Annotated in this window: 15 protein-coding genes and 1 other RNA gene; 5 read left to right on the plus strand and 11 right to left on the minus strand. The window is 64.9% G+C overall.

All coding sequences use genetic code 11. The annotated features are described in order from the left end of the window. Window positions 1-18 precede the first annotated feature (18 nt). From IEI94_RS08340 to IEI94_RS08355, 4 genes are all read right to left on the minus strand, one after another. Entirely contained in the window at window positions 19-432 is a 414-nt protein-coding gene (locus tag IEI94_RS08340; RefSeq protein ID WP_191166834.1) for an STAS/SEC14 domain-containing protein, read from the minus strand. A gap of 68 nt (window positions 433-500) precedes the next feature. Next, window positions 501-3623 (minus strand): efflux RND transporter permease subunit, encoded by a 3123-nt coding sequence (locus tag IEI94_RS08345; protein ID WP_191166835.1) that lies wholly within the window; start codon window positions 3621-3623, stop codon window positions 501-503. Beyond that, window positions 3623-4717: an efflux RND transporter periplasmic adaptor subunit gene (locus tag IEI94_RS08350; RefSeq protein WP_191166836.1), complete on the minus strand. Its 1095-nt coding sequence runs from the start codon at window positions 4715-4717 to the stop codon at window positions 3623-3625. Before IEI94_RS08350 ends, IEI94_RS08345 begins: the two co-directional genes overlap by 1 nt. Before the next feature lie 196 nt (window positions 4718-4913). Further along, window positions 4914-5885, minus strand: a complete 972-nt coding sequence (locus IEI94_RS08355) for a Bug family tripartite tricarboxylate transporter substrate binding protein (protein ID WP_224750005.1) — start codon at window positions 5883-5885, stop codon at window positions 4914-4916. A 168-nt stretch (window positions 5886-6053) separates the two neighbouring features. Between IEI94_RS08355 and IEI94_RS08360 the strand changes: the two genes are divergently transcribed. Further along, window positions 6054-7244 (plus strand): NAD(P)/FAD-dependent oxidoreductase, encoded by a 1191-nt coding sequence (locus IEI94_RS08360; protein WP_191166837.1) that lies wholly within the window; start codon window positions 6054-6056, stop codon window positions 7242-7244. 13 nt (window positions 7245-7257) lie between these two features. On the opposite strand, the gene IEI94_RS08365 is transcribed toward IEI94_RS08360, so the two are convergent. The 4 genes from IEI94_RS08365 to IEI94_RS08380 all read right to left on the minus strand — a co-directional run bounded on the left by IEI94_RS08365 (window position 7258) and on the right by IEI94_RS08380 (window position 9439). Then, window positions 7258-7557 (minus strand): YqjK family protein, encoded by a 300-nt coding sequence (locus IEI94_RS08365; protein ID WP_191166838.1) that lies wholly within the window; start codon window positions 7555-7557, stop codon window positions 7258-7260. Next, window positions 7547-7939 (minus strand): phage holin family protein, encoded by a 393-nt coding sequence (locus IEI94_RS08370; protein ID WP_191166839.1) that lies wholly within the window; start codon window positions 7937-7939, stop codon window positions 7547-7549. The genes IEI94_RS08365 and IEI94_RS08370 overlap by 11 nt, the downstream gene beginning before the upstream one ends. After that, window positions 7939-8271 (minus strand): DUF883 family protein, encoded by a 333-nt coding sequence (locus IEI94_RS08375; protein WP_191166840.1) that lies wholly within the window; start codon window positions 8269-8271, stop codon window positions 7939-7941. Before IEI94_RS08375 ends, IEI94_RS08370 begins: the two co-directional genes overlap by 1 nt. A 133-nt stretch (window positions 8272-8404) precedes the next feature. After that, entirely contained in the window at window positions 8405-9439 is a 1035-nt protein-coding gene (locus IEI94_RS08380) for a phospholipase A (RefSeq protein ID WP_191166841.1), read from the minus strand. Window positions 9440-9637: 198 nt separating this feature from the next. Between IEI94_RS08380 and mscK the strand changes: the two genes are divergently transcribed. Next, on the plus strand, window positions 9638-12973 hold the full coding sequence (mscK, locus tag IEI94_RS08385; protein WP_191166930.1) for a mechanosensitive channel MscK: 3336 nt from the start codon (window positions 9638-9640) through the stop codon (window positions 12971-12973). On the opposite strand, the gene IEI94_RS08390 is transcribed toward mscK, so the two are convergent. Further along, complete coding sequence (locus IEI94_RS08390; RefSeq protein WP_191166842.1) at window positions 12970-13743, minus strand: TlyA family RNA methyltransferase; 774 nt, start codon at window positions 13741-13743, stop codon at window positions 12970-12972. The genes mscK and IEI94_RS08390 overlap by 4 nt on opposite strands. A gap of 126 nt (window positions 13744-13869) precedes the next feature. On the opposite strand from IEI94_RS08390, the gene IEI94_RS08395 reads away from it, so the two are divergent. Further along, entirely contained in the window at window positions 13870-14928 is a 1059-nt protein-coding gene (locus tag IEI94_RS08395; RefSeq protein ID WP_191166931.1) for an AbrB family transcriptional regulator, read from the plus strand. Here IEI94_RS08395 and IEI94_RS08400 read toward each other — a convergent pair whose 3' ends face one another. Together IEI94_RS08400 and IEI94_RS08405 are read right to left on the minus strand one after the other, a co-directional pair. Then, complete coding sequence (locus IEI94_RS08400; RefSeq protein ID WP_191166843.1) at window positions 14929-16974, minus strand: hypothetical protein; 2046 nt, start codon at window positions 16972-16974, stop codon at window positions 14929-14931. It lies immediately after the preceding gene. A gap of 31 nt (window positions 16975-17005) precedes the next feature. Continuing rightward, window positions 17006-18229, minus strand: coding sequence for an ATP-grasp domain-containing protein (locus IEI94_RS08405; RefSeq protein ID WP_191166844.1), 1224 nt, complete (start codon window positions 18227-18229; stop codon window positions 17006-17008). 254 nt (window positions 18230-18483) lie between these two features. On the opposite strand from IEI94_RS08405, the gene ffs reads away from it, so the two are divergent. Beyond that, window positions 18484-18580, plus strand: an RNA gene (gene ffs / locus IEI94_RS08410) — signal recognition particle sRNA small type. 162 nt (window positions 18581-18742) lie between these two features. Continuing rightward, the gene (gene dnaX, locus IEI94_RS08415; protein ID WP_191166845.1) at window positions 18743-20725 is read left to right on the plus strand and encodes a DNA polymerase III subunit gamma/tau; all 1983 of its coding nucleotides are present in this window, start codon (window positions 18743-18745) and stop codon (window positions 20723-20725) included. The last annotated feature ends 11 nt before the right edge of the window (window positions 20726-20736 follow it).

Here is a 20736-nt window from a genome sequence, read left to right on the forward strand (position 1 = left end):
CCTCTACCGCGCACGCTTTCAGACTGCCGTGGCGGGCGCCACGGCAGGCTCTGGCGCCTCGGGCAGGTGCCTGGCCCACTCCAGCGCGATGTCGTGCTGGTGAGTGGGGAAGACGCGCATCTCCAGCGAGCGAAATAGCCGATCCTCGAAGCGCACCAGGCGCTTGACCCAGCGCTTGTCGCTGACCACTGCGGCGCGGTAGTAGTGTGATAGCTCGCCCAGCTGCGTCAGTCCGTAGCCGATGTCGCGCAGCAGTGCGGTGGCGGTCATCCAGCGCATCTGATCGAGTTCGACGTAGAAACTGATGCGCGGATGCTGGCGCTTGGTCTCTTCGATGGCGTCTATGATGGTCTGCAGATCGCGTCCATCGACGCGGCCGCTGACGCGGACCGCGACCAGATGGGCAGCGCCTGACGGGAGTAGTTCGATCATCTAATACCCTCCTGTTGAATCCGCTGCCGAATGCTGAGATGTCCATCAACAGTAGCATAGCAGCCCCGTCACTCAGAAGCCGATGCGGGCGTGTGATGGTCGTCCATCTCGCGCTGCAGGCGGCGCTGCACGTCCCCCGGAGAGCCGGTATTGCGTGCCAGCAGGTCGTAGGCCACCGGCACCACGAACAGCGTGAACAGGGTCGCCGCGGCCACCCCGCACATGATTACGGTACCGATCACCAGCCGCGTCTCGGCGCCGGCACCGCTGCCGATCAGCAGCGGGATCGACCCGGCCATGGTGGTCACTGCCGTCATCAGGATCGGGCGCAGGCGTGTCACCGAGGCATCGACCAAGGCGTCGTGGAAGGCCACGCCCTGGTCGCGCAACTGATTGACGAATTCGACAATCAGGATGCCGTTCTTGGCTGCCAGTCCGATCAGCATCACCAGCCCCACCTGGCTATAGATGTTCAGCGACTGCCCGGTGAGGAACAGCCCCAGCAAGGCGCCGCTCATCGCCAGCGGCACGGTGAGCATGATCACGAAGGGGTGCACGAAGCTCTCGAACTGGGCGGCCAGTACCAGGAAGACGACCAGCGCCCCCAGCAGCAGCAGGAAGGTGGTGGCGCCGCTGGCTTCCTGGAAGTCCCGCGAGGGGCCGTCGACATCGGTCTGGGCCTCGGCGGGCAGAATCTCGTCGGCAGTCTGCTGCAGATAGTCGAGCGCTTCGCCTAGCGGATAGCCCCCTGCCAGGTTGGCCTCGAGGGTGATCGAGCGCACCCGGTTGAAGCGGTTCAGGGTGCTGGGGCCGGCGAAGTCGGTGAGGGTCACCAGGCTGGCCAGCGGAATCAGCTCACCGGAGCTCGACGAGCGTACCTGGATGTTGTCGAGTGCGCGGGCGCTGCGCTGGGCGCTACGGTCACCTTCGAGGATAACGTCGTACTCCTCACCGTCGTCCACGTAGCGGGTCACGTTGCGTCCGCCGAGCAGGGTCTCCAGAGTGCGGCCGATCTCGGTGACGGTAACACCCAGCGAGGCGGCGCGCTCGTAGTTGATGTCGACGCGCAGCTGCGGCTGGGTCTCCTGATAGTTGCTGTCCAGGGCGGTGAGGCGCGGGTTGTTGTCACGGATATGGTCGAACATGGTGTCGCGCCACTCGGCAAGCTCTTCATAGGTGCCGCCGCCGAGCACGAACTGGACCGGTTTCTGAATGCGCTGCCCGAAGCCTTGGCGCATCACCGGGGTAGCGGTCACCCCGGGTAGATCGCGCAGCTTGGCGCGTACCTCGTCCATGATCTCCCAGGCGCTGCGGCGACTGCCCCAGTCGGCCATATTGACGATGATAAAGCCGTTGTTGAAGTTCTCGATGTTGCCGAAGCCCCGTGGCGCGCGGATTACCACCCGCTCCAGCTCGCCCGACTCCACCATCGGCTCCATGCGACTCTCGATCTCGTCCATATAGTCCATGATGTAGTCGAAGGTCGCCCCCTCGGGGCCGTTGACCAGGATAATGAAGTTGCCGCGATCCTCCTGGGGGGTGTACTCGTTGGGCAGGTGGCTGGCCAGCCAGCCGGTACCTGCCACTAGCCCGATGAACAGCGCCAGCACCAGCAAGCGCAGCTTGAGTACCGTGAGCAGCGCGCGGCGATAGAGGCGCTGAGTAAACTCCAGGAGCGTCTGCACGGCGTGGGCCAGTCTGCCTTCATGCATGTCGGGGCTGAGAATCTTCGACGCCATCATCGGCGTCAGGGTCAGCGCCAGCAGGCTGGAGATGGCCACCGCAGCGGCCAGGGTCAGCGCAAACTCCGAGAACAGCCGGCCGATATCACCCTGCAGCATGCTCAGTGGCACGAATACGGCGATCAGTACCAGAGTGGTGGCGATCACCGCGAAGGCGATCTGGCGGGTGCCGCGAAAGGCGGCCACCAGCGGCGTCTCGCCGTAGGCCTGCATACGGCGATTGATGTTCTCCAGTACCACGATGGCGTCATCGACGATCAGGCCGATGGCCAGCACCAGTGCCAGCAGCGTCAGCAGGTTGATCGAGAAGCCCAGCGCGGCGAGGGCGATAAAGGCGCCGACTAGCGCGATGGGAACGGTTACCGCCGGCACCAGGGTGGTACGCAGGTTGCCGAGGAACATGAAGATCACCACCACCACCAGCCCCATGGCGATGAACAGCGTCATCACTACCTGCCGAATAGCGCCTGAGACGAACACCGAAGAGTCGAAATTCATGCTCAGTTCCATGCCCTCGGGCAGGGTGTCCTGCAGGCGTTCCATCTCGGCGCTGACGCCTTGCGAGACCTCCAGCACATTGGCCGTGGACTGCTTGATCATGCCTAGCCCGACCATTGGCACGCCGTTGGCGCGGAACACCGAGCGATCCTCTACCGAGCCGATCTCGATGCGCGCCACATCGCCCAGTCTTACGATGTAGTCGTCGCTGCGCGACAGCGCCAGAGAGCGGAAGTTGTCCGGCGTGGCGAAGCTGCGCGGCAGGCGCACCACGAACTGGCGGTCGTCGGATTCGATGGAGCCCGCCGGCAGTTCGACGTTCTCGGCACGCAGGGCATCCTCGACGTCTCCGGCGGTGAGATTACGCGCCGCCAAGGCGTTGCGATCGAGCCACACGCGCATGGCGTAGTCGCGGCCGCCGCCGACGCGGACCCGGGCCACGCCGGGCTGTACCGAGAAACGGTCGACCAGAAAGCGGTTGGCGTAATCGGTGAGTTCGGGAATGCTGAAGTTCTCGCCGGAGAGGCTCAGCCACAGGATCACGTCCTCGCTGCTGTCGGCTTTCTGTACCTCGGGTGGGTCGGCCTCGTCGGGCAGATTGCGCAGGGCGCCGGAGATGCGGTCGCGGATGTCGTTGGCGGCGGCGTCGATATCCATCTCCAGGCCGAACTCGATATTGATCCGCGAGCGGCCGTCCTCGCTGGAGGAGGTGATGAGCTGGATGCCCTCGACCCCGGCGATACGGTCCTCCAGCACCTGGGTGATGCGGGTTTCGACCACGCCGGCCGAGGCGCCGGGGTAGCGGGTATCGATACTCACTACCGGCGGGTCGATGGCGGGGTACTCCTGCAGCGGCAGGCGATCGAGAGCCATAATGCCAAAGGCCACGATCAGCAGGGCAAGGACCGTGGCCAGCACCGGGCGTTGAACCGAGACATCCGAGAGGCGCATCAGGCATCATCCTCACGGTGCTGCTCGAGGATCTCGCGGACCGAGTGCTCATCGTCGGCGATGCCCAGCAACCGTACGCGGTCACCGTCGCGTACCCGCTGCACGCCGTGGCTTACGATCAGTTCGCCGGGCTCGAGCCCCTCCAGCACTTCTGCCTGGCCGGCGCGGCGCTCGCCGATGACGATTTCGCGGCGGCTGATGCGATTCTCATCCTGCTCGTCGATGACCATCACATATTGTCGCTCACCGCTGGGCACCAGCACGCTTTCGGCGACCACTATGGTGTCCCGCGGGCTGCGCTGCAGCACTACCTCCATCAGCATGCCGGGGCGCAGGATCAAGTCGGGATTGTCGAACTCGGCGCGCACCTGCACGCTGCGGGTGACCGGGTCGACCCGGGCGCCGATGCTGGCCACCTCGCCCTCGAAACGCTCATCGGGGAAGGCCACGCTATGGGCACGCAGTGTCAGGCCGGGCCGCAGGATCGACAGGTACACCTCGGGTACGCTGAAATCGAGCTTGACGACATCCAGCTTGTCGAGGGTGACCAGCTCCATGCCCGGCGTGACCAGCGCGCCGACGCTGATATTGCGAAAGCCCACTACGCCGTCGAAGGGGGCGCGGATGCGGTGACTCGAGAGGCGTGCTTCGATGGCTTCGATATCGGCTTCTACCTGTCGCAGCCGCGCCTGGCTGTCCTCGACGTCAGCGCGTGAGCCGAGGTTACGCGACTCCAGCTGTGAGGCGCGGGAGACGGCGTTACGGCGCTCGTCGCGCAGCGCCTGGGTGGCACGCAGTTGGGCCTGCTCCTCGCTGTCATCGAGCTGCACCAGCAGCTGGCCGGCCTCCACCTGCTCGCCGTCGATGAAATTAAGCTCGCGGACGATCTCGGTAACGGTGGCCGAGAGGGTGACGCTCTCGTCGGCGCGCAGGGTGCCCAAGGCTTCGAGGGGGTCGGACCAGCGCTGCTGCTCGGCACGGGCGCCGATTACCGCCGTGCGCTCATCGCTCAAGGCGAGCGAGCTGAATAGCGTCAGGGAGAGGATCAGGGAGAGCGTCAGCCAGGCGCGAGGCGCCATCGAGATAAGGATCATGATGTCTCTACACGGTCAATGAGTCGGCAGGCGCACCTCCTGTGCTCCCCCTTTCCTTAGGCTACTTATCACTATGGCCAAAAGTGTGACAAGAATGAGAACACTGCCATGCTATACAAAAGCTGTACAAGAGAGAAGACGCTAGAAGCAAGTATGCCGCCCCGGGGGACGGCATTCGATGACGTGGGGGCTGGCGTTACTCTTCCACGCCGCCCATCTCCTCGATCAGCTCGGCAAAGGCCTCGGACTGTTCATAGAGAGTGTCGGTAAGGGTGGCTTCATCCATATGGTCCACCGGTAGCAGCAAGCGCTCTTCGGTGACTTCGATGAAACGCTCGTCCTCGGTGGCTCTCGCCAGGGCCTCTTCGAGTCGCTCGGCGCGCGCATCGGGCGCATCGGCGGGCATGATCGCCATCAGGATATCGCCGGGAGTGATGTCGTAACCCGCTTCCACCAGCGTCGGGGCGTCAGGGAAGGCGACCAGGCGATCGGCGGCGAGGCTCAGCATCACCGGCATCTCGCCGCTGTCAGCGTAGCCGGAGTGGGTACCGCCACTGTAGCCGAAGTCGACGTCACCGGAGAGAATCAGCGGGGCCATGCCTGAACCGCCCTCGGTGGGCACCACACGCAGGTCGAGGCCTTCCTGCTCGGCGATATAGTCGATGATCAGACGATCCTGCGCCGTCTGAGTGGCGTAGCTGACCCCGGGGTTCTCCCGCGCGTACTCCAGCAGGTCCTCCCAGCTGTCGCCGAAGGGGCGCTCTTCGCCGGTGACGATGGCGGCCTGAGCCAGCGATACGCTGGCAACATAGCGGAAGTCGTCCATGGCGTAGTCGGTGGGCGTCGCCAAGGGACCAAAGGTGATCGGCGAGGAGGGCCCATAGATGAAGGTGTAGCCCTCGTCGCTATTGCTGGCCAGGCGCGTCAGCGCTACGCCGCCTCCGGCGCCGGGTTGGTTGACCACGTTGACCGGCTGGCCGAGCTCCTCTTCCAGCACGTTGGCCAGCACGCGGCCCTGAATATCGGTACTGCCCCCGGAGCCGAAGGGAATGACCATGGTCAGCGGTTCACTGGGAAAGTCGTCGGCCATGGCCAGCCCGGCAAGGCCGAACGTCATGCCTGAGGCGAGCGTGCCGGCAACCAGCCACCGTCGGTTCATGCGCGTCATGAGATATCCTCTTGATCGTTGCGTGTAATGTCGGTGCTATTACACGCTATCACAGCGCCTTATACAGCCACTCAACGCAGTAGCGCGACGCCCGCCGGTTGGCTTGCTAGAATGCCGCGCCTCACCCATCCCGCCTTACGCCAAGGCCCAGCCGGGAGTCGCTTGCCCATGACCTACGACGTTGTTGTGATCGGTGCCGGTGCCGCCGGCATGATGTGCGCCCTCACCGCTGGCTATGCCGGGCGGCGGGTGCTGCTTATCGATCATGCCAACAAGGCCGGCAAGAAGATCCTGATGTCGGGAGGAGGGCGCTGCAACTTCACCAATATGGCGACCACCCCGGCGAACTTCTTTTCGGGCAATCCGCACTTCTGCATCTCGGCGCTCAAGCGCTACCGACCCGAGCACTTCGTCGAGCTGGTCGAGCGCCATGCCATCGACTACGTGGAGAAGGCGCCGGGCCAGTTGTTCTGTGCCGATTCGGCCAAGCAGATCGTGGCCATGCTGCTTACCGAGTGCGAGTGGGCTGGCGTCGAGGTGTCCCTGAAGAGTGCGGTCACCGGGGTCGAGCGCTGTGGCGAGAGTATGCGCTTGCACACCTCGCTCGGCGCGATCGACGCGGGGGCAGTCGTGGTGGCCTGCGGGGGCCTGTCGATTCCGAGCATGGGGGCCAGCGGGTTCGGCTACGATATCGCTCGCCAGTTTGGCCTGGCGGTGACCGAGACCCGCCCGGCGCTGGTGCCCTTTACCCTGACCTCGCAGTGGAAAGCCCGTGCCAGCGAGCTGGCTGGGGTGGCCTGCGAGGTGAGCGTTCACTGTCGGCGTGAGGGCCAGCAACACGGGCACTATCGCGAGCCGCTGCTGTTTACCCACCGTGGCCTCTCAGGGCCGGCGATGCTGCAAATTTCCAGCTACTGGCAGCCCGGCGATGAGCTGGAGATCGATCTGCTGCCCGGCGTGTCGGTCGCCGAGGCGCTGGCCGCGGCTCGCCGTGAGACGCCGCGCCGTCAGCTGGCGACCTGGCTAAGTGAGCGCTTACCACGGCGCTTGGCCACGGCAGTGGGGGAGTGGTACGGCGAGGCGCCGACCCTGGCCGAACTCTCCAACGCTCAGCTGGAGGCCTGGCAGCAGCGGCTGTCGGCATGGCGTATCAAGCCTGCGGGGACTGAAGGCTGGCGTACCGCGGAGGTGACCCTGGGTGGCGTCGATACCCAGGCGATCTCCTCCAAGACGTTTGCCGTCAATGACATGCCGCAGCTGCGCTTTATTGGCGAGGTGCTCGACGTTACCGGCGAGCTGGGTGGTTATAACTTCCAGTGGGCGTGGGCCTCAGGGGTGGCCTGTGGGCAGTCGCTGTAGAAGAGGGGGCTGATTAGCGTCGAATCATCTGCAGCAGCCGCTGAGCGCGCCTGAACAGCAGCACGCCGGCGATACCGCGCTGAGCGAAGCGCACCAGGGCATGGGGGTGCCGCGCGCTGGCCAGCAGTGCCAAGGCACCCAGCGTATAGGTGGGCAGCTTGAAGCGTTGGAAGGTGCTATCGATCTGCTGTGTCGCGCCTAGCCAGCGGCTCGACTCGACCATCAAGTCGATCCGCTGCTGCTCGATCTGTGTTTCCAGCGCGGCCTTGCGCTGGCGACGCAGTTCCCGGGCGGACGGTGCCTTAGTCGTCACGGGAGGTCTCCATCAGCGCTCGGTCGGTGGCGAGATGCTTGAGAGTACTCTTGAGCAGGGTGGGGCGTTTGGCGAGGCGTATCACCCAGGCGGCAAGCGCCAGGCCGCCGCCGAGCAGTACCAGCGCGCTGGCAGCAATCGCCATCAGGCGATGGGTTTCCCAGAACAGCACCACCACGAACAGCGTCAGCACGGTCAATCCCAGCATCACCATCAGCAGGCTGATGCCCGCCAGGAGGAGCAGGGTGAAAAGCCGCGCTCGCTCCTCCTCGAGTTCAACGACGGCGAGGCGCAAGCGCGCCTCGCCGTTACTCAGCAGGCTGGCGATCAGCCGCTTGGTGGCGCCGAACAGTCGCTCGGCCGGTCCTTGGCCTTGACTCATCAGCGCCGTCCGAGCAGCAGGCCGATCACCATCCCCGCGGCGGCGGCGATGCCGACGCTGGACCAGGGATTGTCGTGGACATACTTGTCGCAGACGTCGACCTGGTCGCGTACCGTGTCGCGCGCTTCGCCATACAGGCGCTCTCCGCGGGCTTCCAGACGGTCACGGGTGTCGTGCAGACGTTTTTCGGCGCGCTCGCGTAGCTCCTTGATATTGCTGCGTGAGTCGTCGGCGGTGGCGTGTACCAGTTCCTCGATCGTCTGTGTCAGGTGGTGGAGGTCAGCCTTGAGCTGCTCGGTATTGGCATCGGTATTCGGTTTGCGGCTTGCCATCGTAGTCTTCCTTTGACGGTGAATGACGTCACTGAAACCTGTCGGATTTGGCCGGTCGCGTTGTCGATCAGCGTCAAGCCCGACAGGCTCCTAGCATAGCAGTTCGCCCTGCGACTTCAATCAGCCGCGAGGGCTAGAGCTCCGGTCGCCCGGTAAACAGCGGGTTGAGGCTGAAACCCACGCTCAGGCGATGGTTGGAGTTGTCGTAGTCGATCATGCTCTCGCCGTAACCGACATAGTACTGCACATGCCCGCGTATGTTGCCGAATAGCGGCCAGGAGTAGTCGACCTGGGAGCCCATGTTGCCGGCACTGGGATTGCCGCGTACCAGCATGCTGGCCTCGTGGTCGTTAGCGAAACGATGCGCGACCTCGATGTCGCCGTAGCCCATGTAGCGATCGATATCGGGATTGTCATCGTCGCCCTCCGACTCGGGAATGCGCCAGTGCGGCGTCACGGTCAGTGCCCAGTCACCGCGCTGGAAGGTGCTCTCCAGGTAGATTCGGTTCCAGCTGCGTGACAGCTCCGTGGAGCGGCCGTTGGAGAGATGATTGAAGGCCAGCCGGTTGCGGGTGTTGGTCCAGCCGAACAGCCGTGAGTCGTTGTCGAAGCTCAAGAAAGCTTCGGGCTCATAGTTGGTTTCGCGAAAGGGGGACGAGGCGTTGGAGTTGTAGGCCTGCCACCAGCTGCGTTGGGTGTAGGCAAAATAGAGATCGGCGCGATCACCGAACAGCCCCTCGACCAGATTGACCTTGGCGCTGAACTGGAACTTGACCTCGACATCATCGACGCCATTCTCCTCGCTGATGAAGCGGAAGTTCTCAGGATTCTGGCGCGAATTATAGCTTACCGGCAGCAGATAGTTGCGGCGATAGGCGGTGATGGCCAGCGGATTACGGTCCGACTCACGTTCCAGGGCACGCCGTTCCTGGGCCTGTTGCAGCGTATCGACGGCAGTCTGGTCGACGTCTGGCTGAAATGCGTCGTTGCTGCTGTCGTCGGGAACCGTCTCGAGTTCCGACTGCAGGCTATCCAGCTCCTGCTGCAGGGCGTCGATGCGGTTTTCAATCTCGGCACGCCGGGTGTCGGCGTGGGCCCCTGCCGTGGCGACCAGGCTAAGGATGATCAGCGCGGTGCCGGCGGTGGCAGTGGTACGAAGCAGGGTCATCAACGAGTGCTCACAAGGAGGATACGATCCACCGTTCTACCACGCCGGGAGGGCAAGTCAACCGCCGTGGCGTCGGAACGTAAAGAGATTGCCTTGGCGCCGCCGGAGACCCAGAATCGAGCCTTGGGCTGCTATCGCTCCCGCCCGGAGAATATCGTGATTTGTCGTGTTGCTCGCGTCCCGCTCTGCCTGCTCGTAATGTCGCTGCTACTGCTATGGCTGCCTTCATCGGCGCTTGCCGAGTTGCCTGGCGCGGAGCAGCTGGAGTCTCAGCTTGCCGAACTCGAACCCGGTGAGGGCGAGGCCCTGAGCCAGGCCCAGCAGCGCCAGCGAGATGCGCTAGAAGATGCCCTAGATGCCATACAGAGACTGGAGGACGTCGAGGAGCGTCTGGCCACTCTCGAGCGCCGTCTGCAGGATGCCCCCACCGAGCTGCTAAGGCTTGAACGCGAACTGCAAGATGAAGAGCAGAGCGCGGCGGAGCTCTCGGCGACGGATCTCGATGACCGACCACTGGCCGAGCTCGAGGATCGTCAACAGCAGGCGCTTGGCGAACTGCAGCGGCTGCAGGACCGTCTGGCCGACGTCAACGCCCAGTTGCTGACCGCCCAGACCCTTCCGGAGCGAGCTCAGCAGGCAATCCCTGACGCCATGCAGCGCGCCGAGCAGGCGCGCCGGGCGCTGGATGAACTGGCCGGACGTGATATCGCCGACGACGACCCGCGCATGCTGGCGCTGCGCGCCGAGCGGCAGTTGGCCGAGCGCGAGCTGCACCTGCATCAGCGCGAGCTGGGCTCGAATACCCGCCTGCGCGAGCTTGCCCAGCAGCGTCGCGAGCTGCTGACGGCGCAGATCGAGCATCAGCAGAGCCTGTTGCTGATGCTGCAGAGTGTGATCGACCGACAGCGTCGCCTGGCCGCCGAGCAGGCGATTGCCGACGCGGCGCGTGATGACCCGCTGATTGCCGCCGGCCATCCGGTACTGGAGCGCGCCCAGCAGATCAATCGCGACTTGAGCCTAGAGCTGCTGCGTGCCAACGATCGCCGCAATGCCCTGCTGCGTGAGGCGATTACGGTGCGCAGCCAGCTTGACCAGGTCACCCAGCTGCAGCGCAGTCTCAATGAGCAGATCAATGCAGTGCGTGGCAGCTTGTTACTGTCGCGGATCCTGCGTGAGCAGCGTCAGTCGTTGCCCCAGGTGGCGACGCGGCGCGACCTTCAGGAGGAGATCGCCGATCTTCGCCTGCGGCAGTTTGATCTGGGGCGTCAGCGCGACCTGCTGCGCCAGGGGGAGCGCTTGGCCAACCAGCGTCTGGAGGAGGCGGGGGTCGAGATTACTGAGGAGCTGGTCGATTCGCTGCAGCGGCTCTACCAGTCGCGTCGTGAGCTGGTCGACCAGCTCGAGCAGACCTACGGTGAGCTGCTGAGCACCGGTATCGAGCTGCAATTGAACCAGCAGCAGCTGCTTGGAAACGCACAGTCGCTGCGCGCCACCATCGACGAACAGCTGTTCTGGGTCGCCAATAGCCGGCCGCTGGACTGGAGTTGGCTGCGTCAGTTGCCGACCAACCTGATGCTCGAATGGCGCGAGGGGGAGTGGCGCGAGGGGCTGCCCACTCGCTGGAGCATGCCGGGGCCTCGGGCGCTGCTGGGCGCACCCTTCCTGCTGCTGGCAGTGGGGCTGGTGGTGGCACGCCGACGCATCCGCGCGCGATTGGCGCTGCTAAACGAGCAGATCGGTCGACTGCGCAGTGATAGCCAGGGCCACACGCCCCAGGCGGTGGCGCTCAACGCGCTGCTGGCGATGCCGGTGTCGCTGGTGTTGGCGGGGATAGGCACTGGCCTGGTGGCCAGCGGCGAAGGGATCGTCGTGGCGCTGGGTGTCGCGCTGTGGCACCTGGCGCTGGCCTGGGCGACCATCGCCTGGTCGCGACGGCTGCTGGTCAAGGATGGCGTGGCCATGCGTCACTTCTACTGGCCGGCCGGCTATGCCGCGCGGCTGCGCTGGCTGCTGCTGTGGCTGGGGGGTGCGCTGGTGCCGGTGCTGCTGATCACGCCGCTGGTGCGTGATACCGAGGTGACCCTGGCGTCTCGCCCCCTGGCGCTGGCGCTGCTGGTGAGCGGTCTGGTGGCGATGAGTGTGCTCCTGGCACGTTTGATTCTGGCGCATGTCCCGTTTTTCGGCGTCAAGCTGTTCCGGCTGCTGCTGGGGCTCATGCTGGCGCTGGTGCCGCTGCTGCTGGTGGGATTGATCGTCGCCGGCTTCGAGTACACGGCGCTGAGCCTGGTGGGCCGCTTTGTGATCACCCTCTATCTGCTGGGGCTATGGATTCTGGTCGAGGCCGCGGTAGTGCGTGGCCTGGCCGTGGCGGCGCGACGACTGGCCTACCGCCGGGCGCTGATGCGCCGCCGGGCCCAGGTACAGGAGGGCGCCGAAGGCGGGCTGGAGGTGGTCGAGGAGCCGCCCCTCGATATGCAGCAGGTCAATCAGCAGTCACTGCGACTCTCCAAGCTGATTCTGCTGATCGGCTTCGCCGCGCTGTTCTATCTGGTGTGGGCCGATCTGCTGTCGGTGCTCGGCTACCTCGATCGGGTGGCGATATGGGAGGCAGCGAACGGCGATAGTCCGGAGCTGGTGGCGAGCACCGTGTCGCTGTCAGATATCGTCACGGCGCTGGTGATCGTGGGCTTGACGCTGATGCTGGCGGGCAATCTGCCGGGCCTGCTGGAGGTGATGGTGCTGTCGCGGCTTACCCTCAAGCAGGGTAGCGCCTATGCCATTACCTCGCTGCTCTCCTACACCATCGTCGGTACCGGCCTGGTCATGTCGCTGGCGACTCTGGGGGTGGCCTGGAGCCAGCTGCAGTGGTTAGTGGCGGCGCTGGGGGTGGGCCTGGGCTTCGGCCTGCAGGAGATCTTTGCCAACTTCATCTCGGGGTTGATCATTCTCTTCGAGCGGCCGGTTCGGATCGGCGACACCATTACCATCGGCAACCTCACCGGTACGGTAAGCAAGATACGCATCCGTGCCACCACGGTGACCGATTTCGACCGCAAGGAGATCATCATCCCCAACAAGACTTTCGTCACCGACCAGCTGATCAACTGGTCGCTGTCCGACAGCATTACCCGGGTGGTGCTCAACTACGGGGTGGCCTATGGCTCCGACCATCGCCTGGTGCACCGCCTGCTGCGCAAGGCTGCCGATGAAAACCCGCGGGTGATGAGCGACCCCGAGCCGCAGGTGTTCTTCATGGATTACGGCGACAGCACCCTCAACTTCGAGCTGCGTATCTTCGTCAATGCGCTGGGTGACCGGCTCTATGCCACCGACGAGATCAACTGTCGGGTGGGGGAGCTATTCGAGGAGCACGGCATCGACATCGCCTTCAATCAGCTCGATGTCTGGCTGCATCGCAGCGGCGGTGGGTCACAGAAGGTCCAGAGCGTCGCCGGAGGGCAGGTCAGCAACCCGGACTTTCCGCCGCCGGGGGCCAAGGGCGATCCGGGAGATATCGATGCCGACGGCCGCTAGGCCGCGGTGTCGCGCACCGCATGAAGCAGAAATTCGCGGTTGCCGTCGCCGCCGCGAAGAGGGCTCTCCTGCCAGTGGCGAATGGTCAGGCCGTGCTCTGTGCAGCAGTCGCGGATGCGTGCTTCCACCTCGGCATAGCGTGCCGGTTCGCTGACGATGCCGCGGGCATTGACGCCGCCGGGTCCCACCTCGAACTGCGGCTTGACCAGGCTCAGCAGCTCGCCGCCGGGGACCAGCAGGGCAGCGAGCTGGGGCAGAATCAGCGTCTGTGAAATAAACGACACATCCATGACCGCACAGTCGAGGCCGGCCGGTATCAAGGCGTCGAGGGCCGCGCTCAGGCGCGGGTCCGCGGCCATGTCGCGGGCGTTGAGCCCCTCGAGGCAGGTGACCCGCGGGTCGTCGCGCAGGGCCGGGTCGAGCTGATCGTGGCCCACCTCCACGCCGATCATATGGCGCGCGCCGTGCTGTAGCGCGCAGTCGCTGAAGCCGCCGGTAGACTGCCCCACGTCGAGCACCACACGCCCGGTAAGATCCAGCTTGCGCTGTGCCAGCAGCGCCTCGAGCTTGAGACCGGCGCGGGATACATAGCGCTCTTCGGGGTCGGCCTCGACTAGCAGGCCTATGTCGTCGGGTAGTTTTTCGCCGGGCTTGGTCAGCACTCGTCCGTCCTTCTCGAGACTCACCCGTCCATGCCGGATCAGGCGCTGGGCACGCGTGCGGGAGCGGGCCAAGCCCTGGCTGACGAGGAGCTGATCGAGACGCGGCATAAGTATGTCCTTGAGCGATTCGCCGTCGATTATAGCGCCACTGTCAACGCCTGGCGTCGAACGTGCGATACTGGAGATTCGTTAGCCGGTTAATCAAAGGAGCGACGGGTGTCCTATGCCTCGCTGATGGCCTTATGTCGCGCGCTGCTGATCGGTGCGCTGGGTGGGGTATTGTTTGCGCTACTCAACCTGCCACTGCCGTGGATGCTGGGGCCGCTGGTGGCCAATCTGCTGGCCTCGGGGCGTGGCATCGACGTGCGGGTGCCGGAAGGGTTGCGGGAGGCTTTTCTTGGGGTGATGGGGCTGGTGCTGGGCAGCCAGGTAACGCCGCAGCTGGCCGAGCGACTGCTCGATTGGCCGCTTTCGGCGGCGCTGCTGCTGGTGGGCGTAGCGGCGTCTACCGCGGTGGCGGCGGCCTGGTACCGGCGCTGTGGCTTCGACCCGGTCAGCGCCTGGTTCGCCGCTGCCCCCGGAGCGATGCCGACCATGATCCTGCTCGGCGAGAAGTGCGGCGGCGACCCGCAGCGCGTTGCCGTGGCCCAGTCGCTGCGCATCATCCTGGTGATTCTGCTGCTGCCGCCGCTGTTCTGGGCCTACGAGGGGGGCGCATCAGCCCAGGAGGCCGTCAGCGAACCGGCGGCGCACCTGTGGATGCTGCTGGCGCTACCGCTGCTGATTCCGTTGGGCAACTGGCTGCGCTTGCCGAGTGCTTCGCTGCTGGCGCCACTGGCGTTTGCCGCACTGCTGTCGGGCACCGACATGGCCAGCCTGACGCTACCGGACTGGGGCATGAACGTGATGCTGTGGGGGCTTGGGAGTGCTATCGGCTGCAAATTTCAAGGGCTGTCGCGGCGGCGCTTCGGCAAGTACCTGTGGCAGGCCGCCCTGGCCACGCTGCTGGCGCTGTTGGTGCTGGCGCTATTCGCCGAACTCATCCACCGCCTGTTGGGCGTGCCGCGAGACGTGGCGCTGCTGGCACTGGCGCCCGGCGGCATCGGCGAGATGGCGATCCTTGCCGTGGCACTGGATATCGATCCTGTCTTCGTCGCTTTTCATCACATCCTGCGCATGGTGGCGCTGATGGCCGTTGCGCCGTTCTGGGCACGCTATCTGGCGCGTCGCTATCCGCTGCCCAGTAATGACATTGCCCGGCAGGCGGCAGCGCCGCCGCCGGGCAAGGAGTGATCAGGCACCATCGATGCCGGGACTGGCCTGCAGGTCGGTGGCCGGCACCCGATCAGCGCCCCAGCTACGGTGGACGTGGCCGATGACCCGGTCGAGTTCCTGCTGGGAGACAGTGGCCAACTCGCCGCGCTCCAGCGGATCGAAGTGGAAGATATACAGCCGTGAGGCGAGTTGCTCGAAGGGCAGCGAGGCCTCACCGAAGCGCTCGCCCTGGCCCGCGGTACTGACCTTGACGCCGTCACCCCAGTCCTGGCCGCTGTCGTTATTGGGATTGTAGAAATAGACCCGCATCACGTCCTGGGGGTCGAGGTTGACCCGCAGCAGGGTAATGGCGTGCCAGCCGATGAAGCGTGCGGCACTGTCGGTCACGGCAATGCCCGCCGGCTGAGGATGAATCAGCGGCTGATTGCCGTTGTAGTAGGGGTGATAGGCCGCATAGAAGTGGCGCAGGAAGTCCTCGAGGTCATCGAGCTGTCCGGTCGCGACATCAACGTTGATGCGAAATCCACGCCCTGACCACCAGCCGTGGAACTCCGGGTTGACCCAGCGGTGCGGGTCACCCTCGCGGCCGATGCAGCGCCGCCCCATCTCGGCATAGATACGGTCGAGGTGCGGTACCACCAGCAGCGACACCGCGTCGAGGTCCATGGGCAGTTCGGTGGCTACCCCTGACAGGCTCTCACGGGATGAGATCGGCTGGCCCTCGAAGTGCATCACGATCTCGTCATCACGGGCCGCCCAGGCAACCATCTGCAGCAGGTAGTCGGGGTCGTTGTAGGCCCACATCGATAGCGCGCGGGCCGACTGACAGGTCGGGTTGTTGCCCTGGCCCACCCCCAGTGGCAGCCCCAGCATGCACATCACGCCCTCGAGTAGCCGCGCTCGCGGCGATACGGCGTCACCGTGGGCCATGTTCAGGCGCTGCTGCGACCACTCCGAGAGCGTCAATCCCAGCTGGCGCCACATCGCCGGGGCGACCGGTGGCTGATAGAGAATGCCGCGCTCGAGCATCAGCGCCAGGCCATAGATGGCCTGAGGCGTAGCCGGATAGATGCCACTACGGATCAGCGCATGGACCAGTTCGCGGTAGCAGAGCAGGCAGTCGCGACCGGTGGAAGAAAGGCCCATTGTCTCGGCCAGCAGGTGGTCGCTGTGCTCAAGCAAGTGGCGCATCAGTACGCCGTGATAGGGCGACACCAGGCCGGTATCGTGCATGGCGCGGGCGAAGCCGCTGGCTTCATACTGCAGGGCGGCCTGATCCATGCTCTCCAGTCGCTCGCGGTAGACGTCCAGACCGGGGTCTTCGCGACACGCCTGGGTCGGGCCGAACAGCGAGCTGACCAGGCGATCGGCGCCCTGGCCGCTGGACCCCAGATCGATGGCCGGGTTGGCCTGACAGATGGCGATCTGGGTGATCATCTGTTTGACCGGTTCGACCTGCAGTGGGCGCTGACGCAGGATGCGCCAGATCTCATCGATCAACTGGTCGACGATATGTTCATAGCCGATGCGCTCGGCGAGGTGCTGGAACAGCAGCCGCGGCAGCTGGGCCAGTCGCCCCTGGGTCTCGCGCTCGGCTTCGCTAGGTGCACCGAACAGCAGCCACAGGTTCAATGCCATCACCTGGGTCAAGTAGTGATGGGCCTGCTCGGCAGAGAGCATTGGGTGACGATAGTCGCCCATGGCCACCGCCAGCAGGCGCAGCTCGCTGAGCGACTCGATCACTACGCTGTTGGGGTCAGCGCTCTTCAATGCATGGGTCGTCAACGAGGGCACCAGATACTGCGGCGTCGCCCAGTCGGAACCGAGGAATAGCCCAGCCGACTCGAAGGCCTCGGCGCGGGCCTCCATCGCCGCACAGCCGCCGGGTTGCATCATCACCCGGCGGGCGGTGTCGAGCACGCGCCCCAACTTGCCCGGCTTTGCGAACTCGCGGGCTGCATCGAGCAGTTGGATCGCCTCGTCCAGCTTGTCCAGTAACCCGCTCAGCTTATCCCCCTCGGATGAGGGGGATGTTGCACGATTTGTCTCAGGGTGCTCAGTCACACCGACTCCTTATCCCGGTCTCAGCCAGGGATTATACATAGAAGTCCAGATCCTCCTGGTGCTTGAGCAGGTCACGCAGCTGGTGAGGATCCTCGCCCTTGAAGTAGATCAGCCCCCAGTGAGTGCCGAAGGCGGTACGCTTGGTGACGGTTTCTTCCGCCGGCGGAGTCAGTTCGTGCGACTCGAAGTAGGGGTGATCTTCGACCTCTTCGGGGATCTCCAGCCGGTTGACCACGCGGCGCCGCGGATAGACGCCGAAACAGCCGGCGTAGCCGTTGGCATCCTCGACCTCCTTGGGGAAGTATGACTGGACCTCTTCGGCGGTGGACTTGGGGTCGAACACCAGCATCGACGCCTGGTAGGCGTTGAAACCATAGACTCGCTCGAGCAGCTCGAACACCTTGAAGCCCGGCGGACGATAGGCCACTTCGCCGAAGTACATCTCGCCGTCGCTGGTGACAAAGTATTCCGGATGAATCAAGCCGAACTCGATATCGAAGGTCTTGATCAGCTTCTCGATCTGAGCGGTGATCTGCGGGCGATACTGCTCCAGCTCCGGCGAGGCCGGTACGAAGACAGAGTAGCCGAGGGTCACGTACTCGGAAATGTTGAGGAAGACGATCTTGCCGTCGTGAATCCAGGCCTCCACGGCGAACTCCCAGCCGTCGAGGTGAGACTCCATAAGTACCGGGAATTCCTCGTCGGGGATCGAATCGACCTCATCCGGGGTACGGATCACTCGGTGACCGAGGCAGCCGGCTTTGTCGAAGGCCTTGAGGTGGATCGGGTCGTTGGGGTCGCCGTCGAGCTTGAGCAGCGTCTGGTTGACCCGCTTGAGGAAGCGCACCACATCTTCCTTGTCGTGGGCTTCTTCGAAGATACCCACGCGGATGCCGCCGAGCTGAGCACGACGCTTCATCAGTGCCTTGTCGCGCAGCAGCAGCGACTGGCCGTAGAGGCGCGGATTGTCGAGCAGCACCGAGTTGATGGCGCCGGCCCACTCGACGGTCTCCTCGTACAGTGGGATGGCGACATCGACGCCCATCTCCTGCAGCGTCTCGGCGATTTCCAGGGAGCGGTCATTGAGACGCTCGAAGTTCCAGGACACGTAGGGGATATCGTGCTTCTTGCAGTACTCTTCGGCCCAGTCTGGAGCCACCACCACATAGCGACGATCGAAGTTCTCGGCGGCTTCTACAGCACTCAGGCTCCAGCCCAGGAGCGCGATATAGCCCTTGTTGGGGTCCTTGGTCATGGTAGTGCCTCCGTTGGAAATAGGTTGGACAATGCCTATACGCTACACCCTGTGATGAGAACTTAACAGCGGCGAGGGCATTCACGGCCGGCGTCTACCGGTATGGGTCCGACGCGTGAAGTGCGCCAGGGGTTCCCCTCGATTGACGTGGTTGCGAGGTCATGGGGGCGCTGTTATAGTGCGCCTCGCTCGGTCTGGATAGGCGAACATCCGCCCAGGATGCCAGCGTCCAGATCAGCCGTTATGGTGGCCCTCGTCGGTCCTCCCGCAACGCTAAACTGCGAATCCCGCCAGGCCCGGAAGGGAGCAACGGTAGTGGTGGATGCGTGTGCCGGGATGTGGCTGTCGGGGGCCACCTCCATTTAAGGTAGTCGATTCCGACTGCTTGCTCTGACGTCGCTTTCCCCTGCGAGTCCCAGCCGCTAGAATGAAGTCCCTGTCATGACAGTGCCCGCAGGTCTCTGGCCTTAGGCAATTTATGTCGTGTACCCGGCCGCAAGGATTCTGCCCCCAATGAGTTATCAGGTACTGGCCCGCAAGTGGCGCCCGCGCACCTTCCACGAGCTGGTCGGCCAGGATCACGTGCAGCGAGCGCTGGTCAACGCTCTCGACCAGGGGCGTCTGCACCACGCCTATCTATTTACCGGCACCCGCGGCGTGGGCAAGACCACCCTGGCGAGGATCCTCGCCAAGTGTCTCAACTGCACGGCCAAGGGCCATGGCGAGGAGGGCGTGACCTCGACTCCCTGCGGCGAGTGCGACAGCTGCCGGGCCATTGACGAGGGGCGCTTCGTCGACCTGATCGAGGTGGATGCCGCCTCGCGCACCAAGGTCGAAGACACCCGCGAGCTGCTCGATAACGTGCAGTACGCGCCGACCCAGGGCCGTTTCAAGGTGTACCTCATCGATGAGGTACACATGCTCTCGACTCACAGCTTCAACGCGCTGCTCAAGACCCTCGAAGAGCCACCGCCCCACGTCAAGTTCCTGCTCGCCACCACCGACCCGCAGAAGCTGCCGGTCACGGTGCTGTCGCGCTGCCTGCAGTTTACCCTCAAGAACATGCCGCCGGAACGCATCGTCGATCATCTCGGCAAGGTGCTCGCTGCCGAGGGTATCGATTTCGATGAATCGGCCTTGTGGCTGCTGGGGCGCTCTGCCGATGGCTCGATGCGCGATGCCATGAGCCTCACCGATCAGGCCATCGCCTTCGGTCAGGGCGTCGTGCGTCAGGCCGACGTGGCTGCCATGCTCGGCACCCTCGATCATCGCCACCTGCTGGCCCTGGTCGAGGCCCTGGCCGAGGTCGATGCCGCCCGAGTCCTAGGCCAGGTAGCGGCACTCGCCGAGCAGGGCCCCGACTTTGCCGGCGTGCTCGACGATCTGGTCGGCACCCTGCATCGCCTGGCGGTGGCCCAGATGGTCCCCGACGCCCTCGATAACGGCCACGGTGACCGCGATACCCTGCTGGCGCTGGCGGCGCGTTTCACCGCTGAAGATGTTCAGCTCTACTATCAGATCGGCTTGCAGGGGCGTGGTGACATGGAGCACGCGCCGGATGCCCGCACGGCGCTGGAGATGACCCTGCTACGCATGCTGGCGTTCCGCCCTCAGGGCGTGCCCAAGCCGGCTACCACGTCGCTGCCGATCAGCGGCATCACCCCGGCTCAGGGGCAGCCCGCGCCACAGGCGCCACCGGCCGCCGAACCCGAGTCTGCACCCCCGGCGCCCAGCGCTGAGAGCGCGACGCTGTCGAGCCCCGCTGAGCCCGCAGCGTCGAATCGCGAGCCGCCGCCATGGGAAATGCCGGCCGCGGATCACGCCAACCAGGCGCCGCCTGTTGTAGAGGCCGAGCCCGTCAGCGCAGCGCCGGCCGAGCCGACCGTGGCCCCTGCTGATGTCGTTGAGTCGGCCGAAGAGGACATGGCGGTTGCCGCGGTTGCCGATCAGGCCGCGGTCGAGCCGATGGTCGAGAGCCAGCCGGATACTGCCGAGCTTGCCCCCGGCGTGCCTGCCCCAGGTGAACCCAGTGAAGAAGTACCGTCCGATGTTGCGCCCGCACCAACTAGCGACGCCCATCAGGGCGCCTTCGATCACGACGCCTGGCTGGCGCGCTTCGACGACCTCGGGCTGGGCGGCCTGACCCGCAACCTCGCCGCCCACTGCCTGGTCGAGCATGACGATGGCCAGCGCCTGCAGCTGAGGCTCGATCCCTCCCAGGCGGCGATGAACGCCGAGGTCCATGAAGAGCGGGTCGAGAAGGCGCTGCTCGAGCTGGGCCTGACTCGCAAGGTCAGCATCGTACCCGGCGAACTGCCACCCGGCATCGAGACTCCCCGGGCCATGGCTGATCGCCTCAACGCCGAGCGCCACGCCGCCGCGGTGCAGTCGCTGGAGGCCGACCCCCACGTACAGGAACTCCGCGAGGCCTTCGGTGCCCGACTGCTCGAAGCCTCGGTGTCCCCACAGCAGCGCAGCGGCGAGGCCGCGCGCTGATCACTTCGATC

Origin of the sequence: Halomonas sp. ML-15, assembly GCF_014779595.1 — a bacterium.
Taxonomy (GTDB): Bacteria; Pseudomonadota; Gammaproteobacteria; order Pseudomonadales; family Halomonadaceae; genus Franzmannia.

Coding starts and splice junctions, on each gene's coding strand:
- IEI94_RS08350 (WP_191166836.1), bottom strand. CDS start 4,717: ATGATCCTTATCTCGATGGCGCCTCGCGCCTGGCTGACGCTCTCCCTG.
- IEI94_RS08390 (WP_191166842.1), bottom strand. CDS start 13,743: ATGCCGCGTCTCGATCAGCTCCTCGTCAGCCAGGGCTTGGCCCGCTCC.
- IEI94_RS08375 (WP_191166840.1), bottom strand. CDS start 8,271: ATGGCAAGCCGCAAACCGAATACCGATGCCAATACCGAGCAGCTCAAG.
- IEI94_RS08405 (WP_191166844.1), bottom strand. CDS start 18,229: ATGACCAAGGACCCCAACAAGGGCTATATCGCGCTCCTGGGCTGGAGC.
- IEI94_RS08380 (WP_191166841.1), bottom strand. CDS start 9,439: ATGACCCTGCTTCGTACCACTGCCACCGCCGGCACCGCGCTGATCATC.
- IEI94_RS08340 (WP_191166834.1), bottom strand. CDS start 432: ATGATCGAACTACTCCCGTCAGGCGCTGCCCATCTGGTCGCGGTCCGC.
- IEI94_RS08395 (WP_191166931.1), top strand. CDS start 13,870: ATGGCCTTATGTCGCGCGCTGCTGATCGGTGCGCTGGGTGGGGTATTG.
- IEI94_RS08370 (WP_191166839.1), bottom strand. CDS start 7,939: ATGAGTCAAGGCCAAGGACCGGCCGAGCGACTGTTCGGCGCCACCAAG.
- IEI94_RS08345 (WP_191166835.1), bottom strand. CDS start 3,623: ATGCGCCTCTCGGATGTCTCGGTTCAACGCCCGGTGCTGGCCACGGTC.
- IEI94_RS08355 (WP_224750005.1), bottom strand. CDS start 5,885: ATGACGCGCATGAACCGACGGTGGCTGGTTGCCGGCACGCTCGCCTCA.
- IEI94_RS08360 (WP_191166837.1), top strand. CDS start 6,054: ATGACCTACGACGTTGTTGTGATCGGTGCCGGTGCCGCCGGCATGATG.
- dnaX (WP_191166845.1), top strand. CDS start 18,743: ATGAGTTATCAGGTACTGGCCCGCAAGTGGCGCCCGCGCACCTTCCAC.
- mscK (WP_191166930.1), top strand. CDS start 9,638: ATGTCGCTGCTACTGCTATGGCTGCCTTCATCGGCGCTTGCCGAGTTG.